We start from the raw sequence: 14,666 nt of genomic DNA on the forward strand, positions 1-14,666 counted from the left end.
TTGCTTATAGTTTTTTTCCTTTTATGCGTTTTATTATCTTCCTTGTCATGATGTGTGTCCAGCCTGTGACCACAAGCACGAGCATGGTGCTCAAGGTCGTGGCGAGCACTATGGACACTATCTCTTTTCCGATAATGTCGAAATAGAGCATCAGAGCCACACCTGGCGGCACGAAGAAGAAGCCCATGTTTTTCACAAGGAAATTGGATATCGTCTCTACCCATTCCAGTTTTATCACTTTCACCTTCAGCAAAAAGGTGAGCAGAAGCATTCCAATGATGCTTGATGGCACGCTGATGCCGGTGAGCCATGTTATGAACTCACCAACGGCAAGGCAGCCAATAATGATTGCTAATTGTCTAAACATTTTTATTATCCTGAATTGAATATTTTTTCTTTTGCATGGTCGGGAGAAAATTGTTGAGTTCGTTCTGAATGATTCCGAACTCCTAAATCTCGATTTCTTCTATCCCTCCGTATTCCACTGTGTGTTCGAAGCATCCTTCCTCCTTGAACAGGCCTCCGTAGATGCCCGCACAGAGCAACACTCCGCAGTGGGCGAAGATGGCCACCTGGCGGTATGGCTTCTGCTTCAGTTCGTCGAGAAATCCTGCCACCCTTTCATATACCATCGGAAAACTTTCACCGTTTGTAGTTGCAACGTGCATATAGTCATCATACCATTTCTGCAGGTTGTCGTCCTTGATGTCGTCGTAGCGTTTCATTTCCCAGTCGCCCATGTTCATCTCCATGAGTCGGTTGTCTGTGACGGGGGTGGGATAACCGCAATAGTCTGCCAGCAGGCGCGCTCTGGTGAGAGGTGATGAGAACACGGCATCGAACGTTCTGTCGCCGAGTGCTTTCTTTGTCATTTTTGCCTCTTCTGTAAACGTTGCCGCCACGGGAACGTCCGTCTGTCCGTAGCACACGCCCTTCGGCACGTCTACGCTTGTGTGTCTGATTAATATTACTTTCATGTTTTTTTCAGTTAACGAGTTGACAATTTAACGAGTTGACAAGCAAACGAGCAAACAAGCTGATATGAAGGTCACTTTTTCCCGTCCGTCTTTGATAATTTGGGCTTAATGCCACATGAACTCCAGCATCTTTCCTTCCATGGCGGCGCTCTTCATTGCATTTGACCATAGTATGGCGATGGTGAGATATGTAGTGAGTTCAATCAGGAGGAACAGTGCTCCGCAGCAGTCTCCCGTATATCCCTTGAGTCTCTTCCATATCAGTCTATAGAGGAAATACATCACCACGCATGGAACGAATACTATCAGATCCCATTCCAGTGTAAGCCGTGTGAGATAGAAGAACAGTCCCAGAGGCAGAAGTCCCTGCAAGGCGAGACATATGCTTGCCCCGATATTCATGCGTCGGTATACGTTCTTTGCCTTGGATTGTTCCTCAGTCCTGGCATACGGCATCATCTGTATAATCTGGCCGGCGAGCATCTTGGCATAAGGGTCGGCAGCGAATACAGACAATGCTGCAAGAATCGGAGGCATACACGAAAGGCTGAAAAAGAGCAGCAGTTCATAGAATATTATACCCAGCACACCATACGTGCCGATGCGTGAGTCTTTCATTATGTCGAGAATCCTCTGCCTGTCGGAGCCTCCTCCGCCGAACCCGTCAACGAAGTCTGTCAGTCCGTCCTCGTGCAGCGCTCCAGTGATGAATATCCTCAAGAGGATCGCTGCTACGATGGCTATGTTCTGCGGCATATACATAGAACCGAAATATATCGTTGCCGCCATAGCCCCTCCTGTCAGCCAGCCCACTATGGGCCAGTATTCTACCACTGCTTTATACGATTCTTTAGGCGGCTGATAGATACGCCAGAAAGGCAGTCGGGTGAAGAATATGAGCGCTGCCCATACGTTCTGCCACCACTTAGAAGTATTTAGTGATATTTGCATTTTCAAAGTTGTTCATCTCGTTTATCATCCTCACGCTGCTCTCAATGATAGGGTAGGCGCACAACGCTCCCGTTCCTTCGCCCAATCTCATTCCGATGTTCAGAATCGGTTTCGCTCCCATTATCTGCAGCATCTTGGCATGGGCGTGCTCGTCTCCGCAGTGTCCGAAGATGGCGTAGTTGAGCACTTCGGGATGTAGGCGGCTTGCCGCAAGCATACATGCCGACATTATGAAACCGTCCACCATCACTATCATCCTGCGTTCGGCGGCTCTCAGCATAGCTCCTATTGCTCCTACCATCTCGAAACCTCCGAAATAACGTATCATATCGGTAGCGCTGGCATAGTGGAAGTCCCTGTTGAATTTATCCACAGCCTCTTTCAATACCTTATGCTTGTGGCTCAACTGACTGCCTGCCACTCCAGATCCGGCTCCCACACAGTCGTCAAGTGGTACGCCTCCCATGAGATGCAGCCAGATGCTCGAAGGAGATGTGTTGGCTATTCCCATCTCGCCTATGCATACGATGTTGCAACCTTCGTCGGCACATTCGTCGATGATCTTTGCTCCCGTAGAGAGAGCCTTGTCCATCTCCTCTTCCGACATTGCCGCTTCGTGGAGGAAATCTTTTGTTCCCCATGCAATCTTCTCGTTCCTTATTTCAGGGAAAGAACTAAGGTCGTAGTCCACTCCCATATCTATTATTCTGAGCTTGAAGTTGTGCTGGCGACAGAACATGTTTACACCTCCTCCGCCTTTCGTGAAGTTTATCATCTGCTGCCATGTCACATCTCTTGGCGACAGGCTGACTCCTTCTCGCTCTATGCCGTGGTCACCTCCAAAAAGCAAGTGGCAGGGGTGGAAGAGAGTTGGGAGGAGAGAATGCTGCACGAGGCATATCCTCAGTGCCAGTTCTTCGAGCATTCCCAGCGAACCTTTCGGCTTGTTCAGATTGTCAATCTTGTCTTGTATTTCGTCCTTGATGCTATGGTCTGGCGAAACTATATTGAATTTTATCATGATAGAATAATATTTTGCTTACTTTATCTTCACCGGAATTCCGCTTACAGTTAGGTATACGTCGTCAGCCTTGGCCGCAACGTATTGGTTGAACCATCCGAGCAGATCAGTGAATCTGCGTTGTACGGCATTGCCGCTCACCCCTCCGCTGCCAATCTCGTTGGTCACGAAGATGAATGTGGCATCCTGGTCGGTAAACTTGTCGAACTCTTCCTCAATCTCTTTCAGCGTCTCGTTGATGTCAGGCTGATGGCTTTCATCGTTGGCTGCAGAAAAGAAGAAATTCGTACACCATAGAGTCAGGCAGTCTATCACAGCCACCTTATTATATATATACAACTTGCTGAGATGTTTTTCCTCTTCGATGTTGGTCCACTGTTCTCCTCGGCGCTCCTTGTGCTTGTCCACGCGCTGCTGGAATTCTTCATCCCAAATGTGAGCCGTGGCGATGTACACAGGATTGCGGGAAAGCTCCAATGCCATGCGCTCGGCGAGGACGCTCTTTCCCGAGCGTTGTCCGCCAGTTATTAGTATGATACGTTTCATCAGTGCAAAAGTAGTAAAACTATCTGAATTATTCAGCGGTAGCAATGGATTATTTGATAAGTGGGCGAGTTTGACAAGTAAACCGGCTAATGGGGAGAATGGTTGACAAGTGTGTTGTCTGCATATGGATTTCATAAAAATAACTATTTGAGCTTGTTGCGAGGGTTTTTTGTCAAATCATCTCTTGACAATTCGTTGGCTATATGCAATCTCGGGATGGCATATTAATATATATAGGTATAAGGTGGATATTCTTGCACTATTTTGCGTAAAAAGTTAGCTTGTGCAATAAATTTGTTAAGAAAAGTTTGGCTGTTATCAGAAAAATGTTTTACTTTGCACTTCAAGAATGTAGAAAGATTTTAAAAACTGTATTTATAATTAATTTTAAAGATTAAGAACATGAAAAAATTCTTTACTTTGTGCGCTGCTGCTGCTTTGGCAGTTTCCGCATCTGCTCAGACAGTTACTGAGAGTAAGACTTTTGACAATTGGTACATCGGTGTAAACGGTGGTCTTGCAACAGGTATTCATCCTTCACAGCTCGGCTGTGGCGGTACATGGCTCAAGGATATCACTCCTAACGCAGGTATCCGCGTAGGTCGCTATTTCACTCCTGTATTCGGTCTCGCTGCTGAGAGCAATGTTTATTTCAGCGATCTTCATCATACAGGGCGTACAATGAACAACCTCTTCGGTAACTACACAAATACTCTGGTTAACTCAATCAACACCTCTCTTATCGCTACAATCAACTTCAGCAACTGGTTCGGCGGTTACAAAGGTGAGCCACGTCTCTTCGAGGTAAGCGGCGTTTATGGTCTTGGTTGGGGTCACGTATTCGGTGGCGAGGATCACGATCGTTACTATGCAAACTCTTGGGATTCTGCTGACAAGGTAGACTTCCTGACATCTAAGGCTGGTCTTGACTTCGCTTTCAACCTCGGCAAGGACAAGGCATGGCAGGTATATGTTGAGCCAGCAGTAGTTTGGAACCTCGAGGGCGCTAAGAAGGGCGTTCGCTACGATGCTAACTACGCTGACTTCCAGCTCAACGCAGGTGTTGTTTACAAGTTCAAGAACTCTAACGGTACACACAACTTCACTATCGCACAGGTTCGCGACCAGGCTGAGATCGACGGTTTGAACGCTAAGATCAACGATCTGCGCAACGACTTGAACGGTAAGGATTCTGAGCTCGCTGCTAAGAACCGTCAGATTGCTGACCTCCAGAAAGCTCTCGACGAGTGCAACAGCAAGCCTAAGTATGAGAAGCCAGCTACAGCGACTAACCTCCAGCCTACAGTTATCTTCCGTCAGGGCAAGTCTGTAGTTGATCCTGCTCAGTACGCTAACATCGAGCTCATCGCTCAGTACATGAAGAATCATCCAGAGGCTACTGTAGAGATCAAGGGTTATGCATCTCCAGAGGGTTCTAAGGAGCTGAACCAGAGACTTTCTGAGAAGCGTGCAGACGCTGTTAAGAACATCCTCGTCAAGAAGTACAAGATTGCTGCAAGCCGCCTTACAACTAAGGGAATGGGTGCAACAGACAAGCTCTTCGAGCAGGTTGAGTTCAATCGTGTTGCTACTTTCAACGACAACACAAAATAATAAGTTGGCTGAATAGCGATTTATTACATACTATGGGGGGTGTGTCAAAATTCACACCCTCTTTTAAAATATCACAAAGCCCGAACTTTCACAAGCTCGGGCTTTGCTATTCCATATTTTTTTTGTACCTTTATGGAAAGAAATTTCTAATATGTCAAAGGTACAATTTATTCCCAATCTAAGCAAGGAAATCCTGCTTTTTCCTTCAAGAATCGACGAAGATATCGCCGATGACGCTCCAGTACGCATTATCGACAAGGTGCTTGACAAGATTGATATCAGCAACATATTGAAACTTTATCATGTAAAAGGGCGTAATGCATTCTATCCCCGTATGATGCTCAAGGTGATCATCTACGCCTACATGAACAATATTTATTCTTGTCGCCGCATAGAGGAATTGCTAAAACGCGATATCCACTTTATTTGGCTTGCAGGCTACAACAAGCCTGACTTCATCACCATCAACCGCTTCCGCAACCGTGTGAAAGACGAGATTTCAAACGTGTTCACACAGTTGGTTCTTCTGTTGGCAGAGAAAGGTTTTATCACACTTGATGTGGAGTATGTCGACGGCACGAAGATAGAGTCCAAGGCCAACAAGTACACCTTTGTCTGGCGCAAGAACGTGGAACGCAATATAGACAAGCTCAAGCGTCAGCTTGCCGTGCTCCTGTCTCAGGTAGACGACGCTATAGCCCAGGACAATGCAATCAAGACCGAGTCAATCGAGATAACCCCAGCCATTATCTGCGAGATAACATCACGTCTGAAAGAGGAGTTATCGAAAGAGGCGCCACAGGCAAAAGAGGCGAAGAAAGCACTGCGTGAGAAAAAGAAGCAGATAAAGGAGATAGAGAAAAAGGCGGTCTCTCTTGCAGATTATGAACAGAAGAAGGAAACGCTCGGCAAGAGAAACTCCTTCAGCAAGACGGACCCCGATGCCACCTTCATGCGCATGAAGGAGGATGCGATGAACAATGGACAGACCAAACCTGGATACAATCTGCAGATAGGCACCGAGAATCAGTTCATTCTCAACTACGCCTTGTTCCCCAATCCCACAGACACTCTGACATACATTCCATTCATGTACTCCTTTGCTGCACGCTATGGACATCTGGCAAGTACTGAGGTTGCTGACTCTGGCTACGGTTCTGAGGAAAACTACCGCTTTATGGAGGAGAACGGTATCGAGACCTACGTCAAATACAACATGTTCCACAAGGAGCAGCGTATGCACTATGCTCCAAGTCCATTTCATCAGGACAGCTTCTTCTACAATGCCGAACAAGACTATTATGTATGCCCGATGGGGCAGCACATGGAACGCATTGGCACCAAGCTCGACAAGACAGCAAATGGATACCAGACGGAAAGCGTAAGGTACAGAGCCCAAAACTGCGAAGGATGCCCGCTTAGAGGATCTTGTTTCAAGGCTAAAGGCAACAGAGTCATAGAAGTCAATCACCGCTTGAAGGAATACAAGCGCAAAGCATCAGAAAGGCTGACATCTGAGGATGGAATAAAGCATCGAGGTCGTAGGTGCATCGAACCAGAGGCGGTCTTTGGGCAGATGAAGGGTGACTACGGCTACAAACGATTCAGACATTTTGGAAAAGACAAGGTCGAAATGGACTTTGCCTTCTTTGCCATTGCCTTCAATCTGAAGAAAATGTGTAGAAAGTTGAAAAAGGCGGTATAATGGGCCTGTGTTTGCCATATTTTCTGTTTCGTAGAGTGTCTGGATGGCAATTTTAAGACAATGGGGCACCATATAACAAAAATAAATAAAAAACTTTGGTTTTGCTCTCGCTAAACGATATACAAAAGGAGGGTGAACCATAAATGACCATAGTCAATTATGACACACCCTCCTTTTGTAGTATGCTATTCCTTATTTTGGTTTTGTGTTTTTTTTTGACTGTCATTAGGTAAAGTCTCTTTTGTTATATCGTGTAACGACATTTTCATGCGAATTACACTTAACAGAGTGATATTTCGCTATTTATATGTAAAAAAAGAAATGATAATTTTGCAATTTACATTAAAAAGTCGTAACTTTGCAGCCGCTTAACGTAAAATAGTCGAATGAAGAATGACAAAATGAAAAACCAGTACCGCGTGAACGAACAGATTCGCGTCAGGGAAGTGCGAGTTGTTGGAGATGATGGTTCAACCGTAATGCCTACACGTCAGGCTCTTGATATAGCAAGAGACAAGGGCGTGGATTTGGTAGAGATTTCTCCAAATGCCCAACCGCCAGTATGTCGTATCATCGACTATAGCAAATTCCTTTATCAGCAGAAGAAACGTGCAAAGGAACTGAAGGCAAAGCAAGTTAGACAAGAAGTCAAGGAAATTCGTTTCGGACCACAGACCGATGATCATGACTACAACTTCAAACTCAAGCATGCCAAGGAATTTCTCGAGGAAGGCAACAAGGTTCGTGCTTTCGTGTTCTTCCGTGGCCGTTCTATCCTTTTCAAGGAGCAGGGAGAAGTTCTGTTGTTGCGTTTCGCCAACGATCTTGAGGAATATGGCAAGGTGGAGCAGATGCCTGCATTGGAAGGCAAGAAGATGTTCCTCTATCTCTCTCCCAAAAAAGCCGGCGTAGCCAAGAAGAGTCAGCAGAAGATGGATAGAGAGCGCCGTGAAGCTGAGGCCAAGGGTCAGACAAAAGAAGAGGGGGCTACAGAAACTGCTGAGACTCCTGCTAACGGAGGACTCTTCGCTAACGCCAAAAATGGTGCCGATGCTCTGAAGAAGCTCCAGAAGTAATATATATGAGAAAATAACAGGTGCGTAACGTCTTGGTATATACGTTGCCACCGCATAATAAATAACCATTTAAACATTTAAAAAAATGCCAAAAGTAAAGACAAACTCCGGTGCAAAGAAGAGATTTCGTTTCACTGGTACAGGTAAGATTAAGAGACGTCACGCTTACCACAGTCACATCCTGACTAAGAAAACAAAGAAGCAGAAGCGTAATTTGGTTCACACTGCAATCGTTGATCCTAGCAACGTTAAGCAGGTACGTGATTTGCTGCGTCTCCGTTAATCCTATTGTCTAACATTTTTAAAGTAAGAAGAAACTATGCCAAGATCAGTAAATCATGTTGCTTCAAGAGCAAAAAGAAAAAGAATTTTAAAGCTTACACGTGGTTACTATGGAGCGCGTAAGAACGTATGGACCGTAGCCAAGAACACTTGGGAGAAGGGTCTTACCTATGCTTACCGCGATCGCCGCAACAAGAAGCGTACTTTCCGTGCGTTGTGGATTCAGCGTATCAACGCTGCTGCCCGCCTCGAGAATATGACTTATTCTACTCTGATGGGTGCTCTGCATAAGGCTGGTATCGAGATCAACCGTAAGGTTCTCGCTGACCTCGCTGTAAACAACCCAGAGGCTTTCAAGGCTATCGTTGCTAAGGTGAAGTAAATCATAAGCAATCATAAATCCCAAAAAAAGCTGCATTGCAATTTTCGCGATGCGGCTTTTTTATTGCTCGTTATTCCTGTCTCTACCGGTCAAAGTTGTGGTATATCTTATTTGTTTGCTGGTCTATGTTCTTGCTGAAGAGCACCAATGCCTTGTCTTGACAAAGCATTGATGCTGATTCAAGTTAAACTTCCATTATTTGCATAAGGCTATTATATTCCTTTCATTGATAGTGATATGCGATGTCGCTTCTCGTCAACCTCAGCTACTCTTACCATGACATACTGGTGTAGCTTCACTACTTGTGTTGGGTCGCTGACGTAGCGGTCGGCAAGTTGGGAGATGTGTACCAAACCGTCCTGATGCACGCCGATATCTACGAAGGCACCGAAGTTGGTGATGTTGGTGATAATACCGGGCACTACCATACCCACCTTGAGGTCGGCAATAGATTGTATGCTGCTGTCAAATTCAAATTCTTCAATTTGTTCTCTTGGGTCGCGTCCCGGTTTTTCCAGTTCGCTGATGATGTCAGTGAGTGTAGGTAAACCCACTGTGTCTGTCACATAGCGTTTTATGTCTATGCCCTCACGCTTCTTCTTGTCGAGAATCAGGTCGCCAACAGAGCAGTGGCAGTCTTTAGCCATCTGTTCTACTATTTTATAGCTTTCAGGATGTACAGCACTGTTGTCAAGAGGATTACGGGCTCCTGGTATGCGAAGGAATCCGGCACATTGTTCAAATGCTGCCGGACCGAGGCGTGGTACGTGTTTCAATTGTGCTCTGCTCTGGAACGGCCCGTTTTTGCGACGATATTCCACTATGTTCTTAGCCAATGCCGGTCCCAGTCCGCTGACGTATGTCAGCAGATGGCGACTTGCCGTATTAAGGTCTACGCCCACCGAGTTTACGCAACTCTCCACCGTCAAGTCAAGGCTCTTACGGAGCTTCGTCTGGTCAACGTCGTGCTGATATTGTCCCACACCGATACTTTTCGGATCTATTTTCACTAATTCAGCAAGAGGGTCCATAAGTCGTCTGCCTATCGACACAGCGCCTCGTACTGTGACGTCCTCCATAGGGAATTCCTCTCGTGCTGTTTCAGAAGCAGAATACACAGAAGCACCGTCCTCACTTACCACAAACTGCTTTATTTCATCAGCGAGATGCAGTGAGCGGACGAATGCGGAGGTTTCGCGACTTGCCGTACCGTTGCCAATGGCTATAGCTTCGATACGGTAATCTTTTATCATCTTAAGCATCTGTTGTGTGGCTTGCTGAACCTTGTTTACAGGAGGGTGGGGGAATATGGCCTCGTGGTGTAGCAGATTGCCTTGTGCGTCGAGACATACTATCTTGCATCCCGTTCGGAATCCTGGGTCCACTCCCATAACTCGTTTCTGACCAAGTGGGGCAGAGAGCAACAGCTGTCGCAGGTTTTCTGCAAACACGCCGATAGCCTCCTCATCGGCTTTTTCCTTGCTCAGATTTGCAAATTCCGTTTCTATGGCAGGTTTGAGAAGTCTTTTGTATGAGTCGTCAACAGCTTCGCCCACAAGTGAGGAGCAGCGCCCGTAGCCACGGACGAAGAATCTTTTAAGCCTCTCGGTACATTCATCATCGTCGGCAGATATTGAAATTCGGAGTATACCTTCGCTTTCGCCACGGCGCATGGCAAGCAGACGATGGGATGAGCATCTGCGTAGCGGTTCGGAGAAGTCGAAATAGTCTGAGAATTTCGCAGCCTCTTCACTCTCTGCCTTTGCCTTGACAACTTTCGACGATATTATGGCACCACAGCGGAAAGCCTGTCTCACGGTCTGTCTGCTGCGTTCGTCTTCGCTCACTGTCTCGGCAATGATGTCTTGTGCTCCGCGAATGGCAGCCGCTATATCTTTCACGCCATCTTTAACGAAACGTTGTGCGGCAGCTTCCGGATTGTTTTCTTTTTGCATCATGAGGATTACAGAAAGCGGTTCCAATCCTTGTTCGCGAGCCATCTGTGCTCTGGTACGACGTTTTGGTTTGAATGGCATGTAAATGTCTTCCAGTTCGTCAGCATCCCAGCAGAGGTCAATGCGCTGCAGCAACGCGTCTGTCATCTTTCCTTGGTCTGTGATGGTCTTCACCACAGTTTCTTTGCGTTTGCTTATTTCTTTTAGCTTGTCGAAGGCGTCGCTGATGGCTGCAATCTTCACTTCGTCGAGACCTCCTGTGCGTTCCTTGCGGTAGCGGCTGATGAAGGGGATGGTGCATCCCTCTTCGAGCAACTGGAGAGTGTTTTCTGTACTTCGGCGACTGATAGATAGCCGGGCGGCTATGATTTCTGAGAATTTTTCAATGTTCATTGTTGTATTTCTTAATCAACTATTCTTTTTGCTTACATGTTAACGGAAAAATATAATAAAGATTGTGCAACGTGTGGAAATTAGTTGTGAATTAAGAAGGTAGTTTCTCCTTAACCAAAGAAGGCCCGGAGATGATATATTCTCCGAGCCTTTGCGAACATAAAAAACTATTGGTAAGGTGTGTGGTGTGTTGTCTTATTTTCTGTTGGCTACACGTTGTTTGATTTGCTTAAGCCTGTTTTGATAGTAGTTCTTCACGTCAGACCATTTGTAATATGGCCATGAATCGGTGGCTACCGGGATATGGCATTCCTTCTCGTTGTGGAGGAATTTTACGATGATATTGCCTGCCTTGTTGCGGAAGAATACAATCTGAATGTTGCTTGCCATCGGGGTGGCCTTGAAGTCAGCCCAGTGTTTGTAGACCTCTTCTGGTTTCCTTACTTCCACATCAAATCCATCGATCTGCAGGAGTGCAAGTAGCGGAATGACGTTTCCGTCGTGGCCGAATCTTAGGTCAGCAGCCATATCGCCATTGCTGATAGCCTTGTCTGCACATTCAAGGATATTCTCAACGAGCGTTGATGCGTTTGCCATTACCAGTCCGTCGCTCATCTGAGGATTGGCATTGCCGATATAGAAGCGGTAGTTCACGCACTGCCACATGTCGAAGAGTTCTTGTGGCGTGAAAATGTCGTAGAACGTCACGTCTTTGGTCTCTATGTCCTGCATGTCAGAAGCAATCCAGTAGAATGCCCATGCGAGTTTCTCCGGATTTACCTGGCAGCGGATAAAGTCGGCATCTGAAAACAGTGAGTTTACGAGGCGAGCAGGTTTCACGTGTTCTGCCTCAAACTTGCGATATTCCTCCACCCAAGGACCAGTCTCACCATGAGTGAATTTGTTTGACTCATCGGTATGGTAATTCAGATATGACATGTTGCGCTCCGTCATTTCGTAGTCGATAGAGAGCTGCGGATATATACCTTTCAGTCCATCGCAGAATGCCGCCATACTCATGGCACAACGGTATACAACAGTGGAACGGGCGAATACACGGCGTTTGCCTCTGAACGCCTCAGGATAGTTGCGGGCCATTCTCTCTGCAATACCTTTGTGCTGTCTGGCTCCCAGTGGAGTGAGGTCTCCGCCCCGTCCGCGTGTTTCTGTGAACACCTTGCGAAGGCGCTGCAGCACGTCCTTTCCGAGCGGTGTTATGCATCCTTCATTTTCAGCCTTCTCAAGCAGTGAGATGGTCATGGTGAAGTCGCCGTCGCCCAAGAGATAGCGAGAACCGTGGCGTCCGTAATGGCTTACGTAGAATGGTGTGTAGCCTTTTGGAGCAGGAGTCTGGCGTGTTGTCACTTCTGGGTATGCGAGATATACGCCTCCCGACTTGTTGAGATCGGCACTGATCTCTTCGAATGATGTCTGTGCCATCGCACCGTTGGCTGCCAAGGCGATGGTCAGTGTGAGTAGTGTGTGTCTGATTGAAATCATGATGTTTGTTTTTAGTTGACGAGTTGACAAGGAGGTTTCCTTTGATTGTCAGAAGAAAAACAATTTCCTTGTCTACTCGTCTACTTGTCTACTTGTTAACTCGTCTGCTTGTTAACTCGTTAATTGGCATAACCGTCGTTCTGCTTCAGCAAAGGCATGTTGGAGAACTCTGTCTGAGGGATAGGGAATACCTTCAGGTAATCCTCTACGTCGGCACCTTCGCGCACGCCGTTCTTCCAATCCCAGTTGCGTCCGCTTGTGAATTTGCCGAAGCGTACGAGGTCGGTACGGCGCACAAGTTCTGTGGCAAGTTCGCGCTGGCGCTCAGCTAGGATGAAATCGAGATTGAGATCGCTCATCTGTATATCTCCCGATACGTCGGAACGAACACCGTCCTTTGCGTATTTGCCAGACATATAGGCGCGTTCGCGTATTTCATTTACATAGCCTAATGCTTCATCCATAGTGCCGTTAGCACCTCTAAGAATAGCCTCGGCGGCTATGAGATAAGCTTCGGCAGAGCGGAACAGAGGGAAGTCGATGGATGAATATGCGTCCCCCTGCTCTGGCAGAGAATTGTCACGGTTTACGTTGCGCCATTTGATGTAGCCGTAGCCACAGGTGAAGGTGCTCGTCATGTTGCCTTTCTCGTCCCATGTGTTTTTTGTCTGGTTGGGCAGAGCCGTCATGAACTGTGCTCGCTTGTCCATCTTCTTGTCGCCCCATGTGTCGTTTGGGTCGAATATCACATCCTGGGCGTCGAAAGCGTCAACGAGAGTGGTCTTCGCCCTTACGTTGCCCCATCCGCGAGATCCAACGCCTGTTTTATACAGCTCGTTCATCGGTCCGTTGACGAAAGCCTTTGTGTAGAAGTTCGTTCCGGCTGAGCTTTGTGCTCTGAGTCCGTCCTGAACGAGAGGCCAGATTATTTCGCTACATTTGTCGTTGTCGGCGAGGAAGATCGTACGATAGTCAGGGGCCAAAGGATAAGTACCGTCGTTGATCACCATCTTGGCATATTTGAGAGCATCGTTGTAGCGGTTCTCGCCAGTCCATGATTCTGCGTTTATATACATTCTGGAGAGCAGGAACCATGCTGCCACACGGTCGATACGTCCATACACGTTCTCGCCTGGAGCCTTGAGGTCTGTGTCTATGGCGAGAAGTTCGCTCTCGGCAAAGTCGAATATCTGCTTGCGGGTCCACTGTTGCGGTATGTCCTTCACGCCAGTGTTCTCGTCGATGTATGGCACGCCGCCGAAGAGGTCGCACAAGGTAGCATAGCAGTAGGCGCGGATGAATCGTGCCTCTGCACGGTAGCTGGCACATTCGCTGCCAAGTTCATTCCATAGTCCGCGGCTCTTGAGCTTGCTCTCGGTACATTCGCGCAGCAACTCGTTGCAGTATGCTATAGACATGTAGAGACGCTGATATGTCCAGCGGATGACAGAAGCGTTGGATGCGTCCCACTGCAAGTTGAGACATTTGCGCAGTCCGTTAGACGATGATGGCATGATAAAGTTGTCTGTTGGCAACTCCTGCAGGTAGAACATGAGACGCACATATCCAGAGTATCCTTCGTTGGCACCCTCAAGGTCACCGTCGCCACCGTCGCCACCTTTCTGACCTGTGAGGATAAGTGAGCTGTAGCATTTTGCAAGTACTCCTGTATAGCCGTCGGCTGTCTGATAGACCTTTTCGCTCACCAGCTCATTGTCGTCGAGAGGCATGGTGTCGAGGTCGCTGAAACATGATGTGAAGAGGCATCCCAGGATGCCCAGCAACATTGTTTTCAATATATTCTTTTTCATAAGTTGTGTTCATTTTGTTGATTGACTGGGAAATTGTTTCATTCATTGACCAGTTCTCCCGTCAATTCATTTACTTTATTTAAAAATTCAGATTAGCAGATATTGAGAAGGTGCGTGGACGAGGATATACGTCACGGTCGATACCGTTGTATATCTCTGGATCCAGACCCGAATAACCGGTTATTACACATACATTCTGAACTGCTGCCGAGAGACGCAGGCTGCTCGATGAGTTCCATAGTTTGTGGAATGTGTAGCCCAGCGTGATGTTGTCGATACGGAAGAAGTCACCCTTCTCGAGGAAGTAATCAGAATAGAGCTGCTGCTGCTGGAATCCGCTCTGTGCCGTGGTCTTCAGGATATTTGAGAAGTTGCCCTGATCGCTATATACCTGCTGCTGGTATTGGTTGGCTGCCACATAATTATATATGTAGTTTCCGAATGAACCATGGC

At 47.0% G+C, this 14,666-nt stretch carries 13 protein-coding genes and 1 pseudogene; 5 read left to right on the forward strand and 9 right to left on the reverse strand.

All coding sequences use genetic code 11. From position 1 onward, the window contains the following. Positions 1-4: 4 nt before the first annotated feature. The 5 genes from CCC32_RS04055 to cobU form a co-directional block, all read right to left on the reverse strand. Positions 5-367: a CidA/LrgA family protein gene (locus CCC32_RS04055; protein ID WP_044073624.1), complete on the reverse strand. Its 363-nt coding sequence runs from the start codon at positions 365-367 to the stop codon at positions 5-7. 82 nt (positions 368-449) lie between these two features. Next, on the reverse strand, positions 450-977 hold the full coding sequence (gene cobC, locus CCC32_RS04060) for an alpha-ribazole phosphatase (RefSeq protein WP_287072499.1): 528 nt from the start codon (positions 975-977) through the stop codon (positions 450-452). A gap of 105 nt (positions 978-1,082) precedes the next feature. Further along, on the reverse strand, positions 1,083-1,928 hold the full coding sequence (locus CCC32_RS04065) for an adenosylcobinamide-GDP ribazoletransferase (RefSeq protein ID WP_022315889.1): 846 nt from the start codon (positions 1,926-1,928) through the stop codon (positions 1,083-1,085). After that, the gene (gene cobT, locus CCC32_RS04070) at positions 1,903-2,949 is read right to left on the reverse strand and encodes a nicotinate-nucleotide--dimethylbenzimidazole phosphoribosyltransferase (protein WP_287072502.1); all 1,047 of its coding nucleotides are present in this window, start codon (positions 2,947-2,949) and stop codon (positions 1,903-1,905) included. Before cobT ends, CCC32_RS04065 begins: the two co-directional genes overlap by 26 nt. An 18-nt stretch (positions 2,950-2,967) precedes the next feature. Continuing rightward, positions 2,968-3,495, reverse strand: coding sequence for a bifunctional adenosylcobinamide kinase/adenosylcobinamide-phosphate guanylyltransferase (gene cobU / locus CCC32_RS04075; RefSeq protein ID WP_022315891.1), 528 nt, complete (start codon positions 3,493-3,495; stop codon positions 2,968-2,970). 402 nt (positions 3,496-3,897) lie between these two features. Here cobU and CCC32_RS04080 point away from each other — a divergent pair, with 402 nt between their 5' ends. From CCC32_RS04080 to rplT, 5 genes are all read left to right on the forward strand, one after another. After that, complete coding sequence (locus CCC32_RS04080) at positions 3,898-5,109, forward strand: OmpA family protein (protein ID WP_044065343.1); 1,212 nt, start codon at positions 3,898-3,900, stop codon at positions 5,107-5,109. A 151-nt stretch (positions 5,110-5,260) separates the two neighbouring features. Next, positions 5,261-6,814, forward strand: a complete 1,554-nt coding sequence (locus tag CCC32_RS04085) for an IS1182 family transposase (protein WP_287072505.1) — start codon at positions 5,261-5,263, stop codon at positions 6,812-6,814. A gap of 386 nt (positions 6,815-7,200) precedes the next feature. Then, positions 7,201-7,890, forward strand: a complete 690-nt coding sequence (gene infC / locus CCC32_RS04090; protein WP_044072759.1) for a translation initiation factor IF-3 — start codon at positions 7,201-7,203, stop codon at positions 7,888-7,890. 85 nt (positions 7,891-7,975) lie between these two features. Next, positions 7,976-8,173 (forward strand): 50S ribosomal protein L35, encoded by a 198-nt coding sequence (rpmI, locus tag CCC32_RS04095; protein ID WP_022315894.1) that lies wholly within the window; start codon positions 7,976-7,978, stop codon positions 8,171-8,173. 36 nt (positions 8,174-8,209) lie between these two features. Continuing rightward, positions 8,210-8,554 (forward strand): 50S ribosomal protein L20, encoded by a 345-nt coding sequence (rplT, locus tag CCC32_RS04100; protein WP_022315895.1) that lies wholly within the window; start codon positions 8,210-8,212, stop codon positions 8,552-8,554. 212 nt (positions 8,555-8,766) lie between these two features. Here rplT and CCC32_RS04105 read toward each other — a convergent pair whose 3' ends face one another. From CCC32_RS04105 to CCC32_RS04120, 4 genes and pseudogenes are all read right to left on the reverse strand, one after another. Beyond that, positions 8,767-10,902 (reverse strand): Tex family protein, encoded by a 2,136-nt coding sequence (locus CCC32_RS04105; protein ID WP_287072513.1) that lies wholly within the window; start codon positions 10,900-10,902, stop codon positions 8,767-8,769. A gap of 195 nt (positions 10,903-11,097) precedes the next feature. After that, complete coding sequence (locus CCC32_RS04110; RefSeq protein WP_042520094.1) at positions 11,098-12,402, reverse strand: histidine phosphatase family protein; 1,305 nt, start codon at positions 12,400-12,402, stop codon at positions 11,098-11,100. Positions 12,403-12,521: 119 nt separating this feature from the next. Further along, complete coding sequence (locus CCC32_RS04115) at positions 12,522-14,213, reverse strand: RagB/SusD family nutrient uptake outer membrane protein (protein WP_502705602.1); 1,692 nt, start codon at positions 14,211-14,213, stop codon at positions 12,522-12,524. 79 nt (positions 14,214-14,292) lie between these two features. Continuing rightward, positions 14,293-14,666, reverse strand: a pseudogene (locus CCC32_RS04120) (SusC/RagA family TonB-linked outer membrane protein); the annotation flags it as partial.

This window comes from Prevotella sp. LMAG:51, from assembly GCF_008680225.1.
Lineage (GTDB): Bacteria > Bacteroidota > Bacteroidia > Bacteroidales > Bacteroidaceae > Prevotella > Prevotella pectinovora.

What these genes read in the sequence shown, in the direction of transcription:
- CCC32_RS04065 (WP_022315889.1), bottom strand. Translation starts at nt 1,928, where the DNA reads ATGCAAATATCACTAAATACTTCTAAGTGGTGGCAGAACGTATGGGCA.
- rplT (WP_022315895.1), top strand. Translation starts at nt 8,210, where the DNA reads ATGCCAAGATCAGTAAATCATGTTGCTTCAAGAGCAAAAAGAAAAAGA.
- CCC32_RS04055 (WP_044073624.1), bottom strand. Translation starts at nt 367, where the DNA reads ATGTTTAGACAATTAGCAATCATTATTGGCTGCCTTGCCGTTGGTGAG.
- cobU (WP_022315891.1), bottom strand. Translation starts at nt 3,495, where the DNA reads ATGAAACGTATCATACTAATAACTGGCGGACAACGCTCGGGAAAGAGC.
- infC (WP_044072759.1), top strand. Translation starts at nt 7,201, where the DNA reads ATGAAGAATGACAAAATGAAAAACCAGTACCGCGTGAACGAACAGATT.
- CCC32_RS04080 (WP_044065343.1), top strand. Translation starts at nt 3,898, where the DNA reads ATGAAAAAATTCTTTACTTTGTGCGCTGCTGCTGCTTTGGCAGTTTCC.
- CCC32_RS04115 (WP_502705602.1), bottom strand. Translation starts at nt 14,213, where the DNA reads ATGAAAAAGAATATATTGAAAACAATGTTGCTGGGCATCCTGGGATGC.
- rpmI (WP_022315894.1), top strand. Translation starts at nt 7,976, where the DNA reads ATGCCAAAAGTAAAGACAAACTCCGGTGCAAAGAAGAGATTTCGTTTC.
- CCC32_RS04085 (WP_287072505.1), top strand. Translation starts at nt 5,261, where the DNA reads ATGTCAAAGGTACAATTTATTCCCAATCTAAGCAAGGAAATCCTGCTT.
- cobC (WP_287072499.1), bottom strand. Translation starts at nt 977, where the DNA reads ATGAAAGTAATATTAATCAGACACACAAGCGTAGACGTGCCGAAGGGC.
- cobT (WP_287072502.1), bottom strand. Translation starts at nt 2,949, where the DNA reads ATGATAAAATTCAATATAGTTTCGCCAGACCATAGCATCAAGGACGAA.
- CCC32_RS04110 (WP_042520094.1), bottom strand. Translation starts at nt 12,402, where the DNA reads ATGATTTCAATCAGACACACACTACTCACACTGACCATCGCCTTGGCA.
- CCC32_RS04105 (WP_287072513.1), bottom strand. Translation starts at nt 10,902, where the DNA reads ATGAACATTGAAAAATTCTCAGAAATCATAGCCGCCCGGCTATCTATC.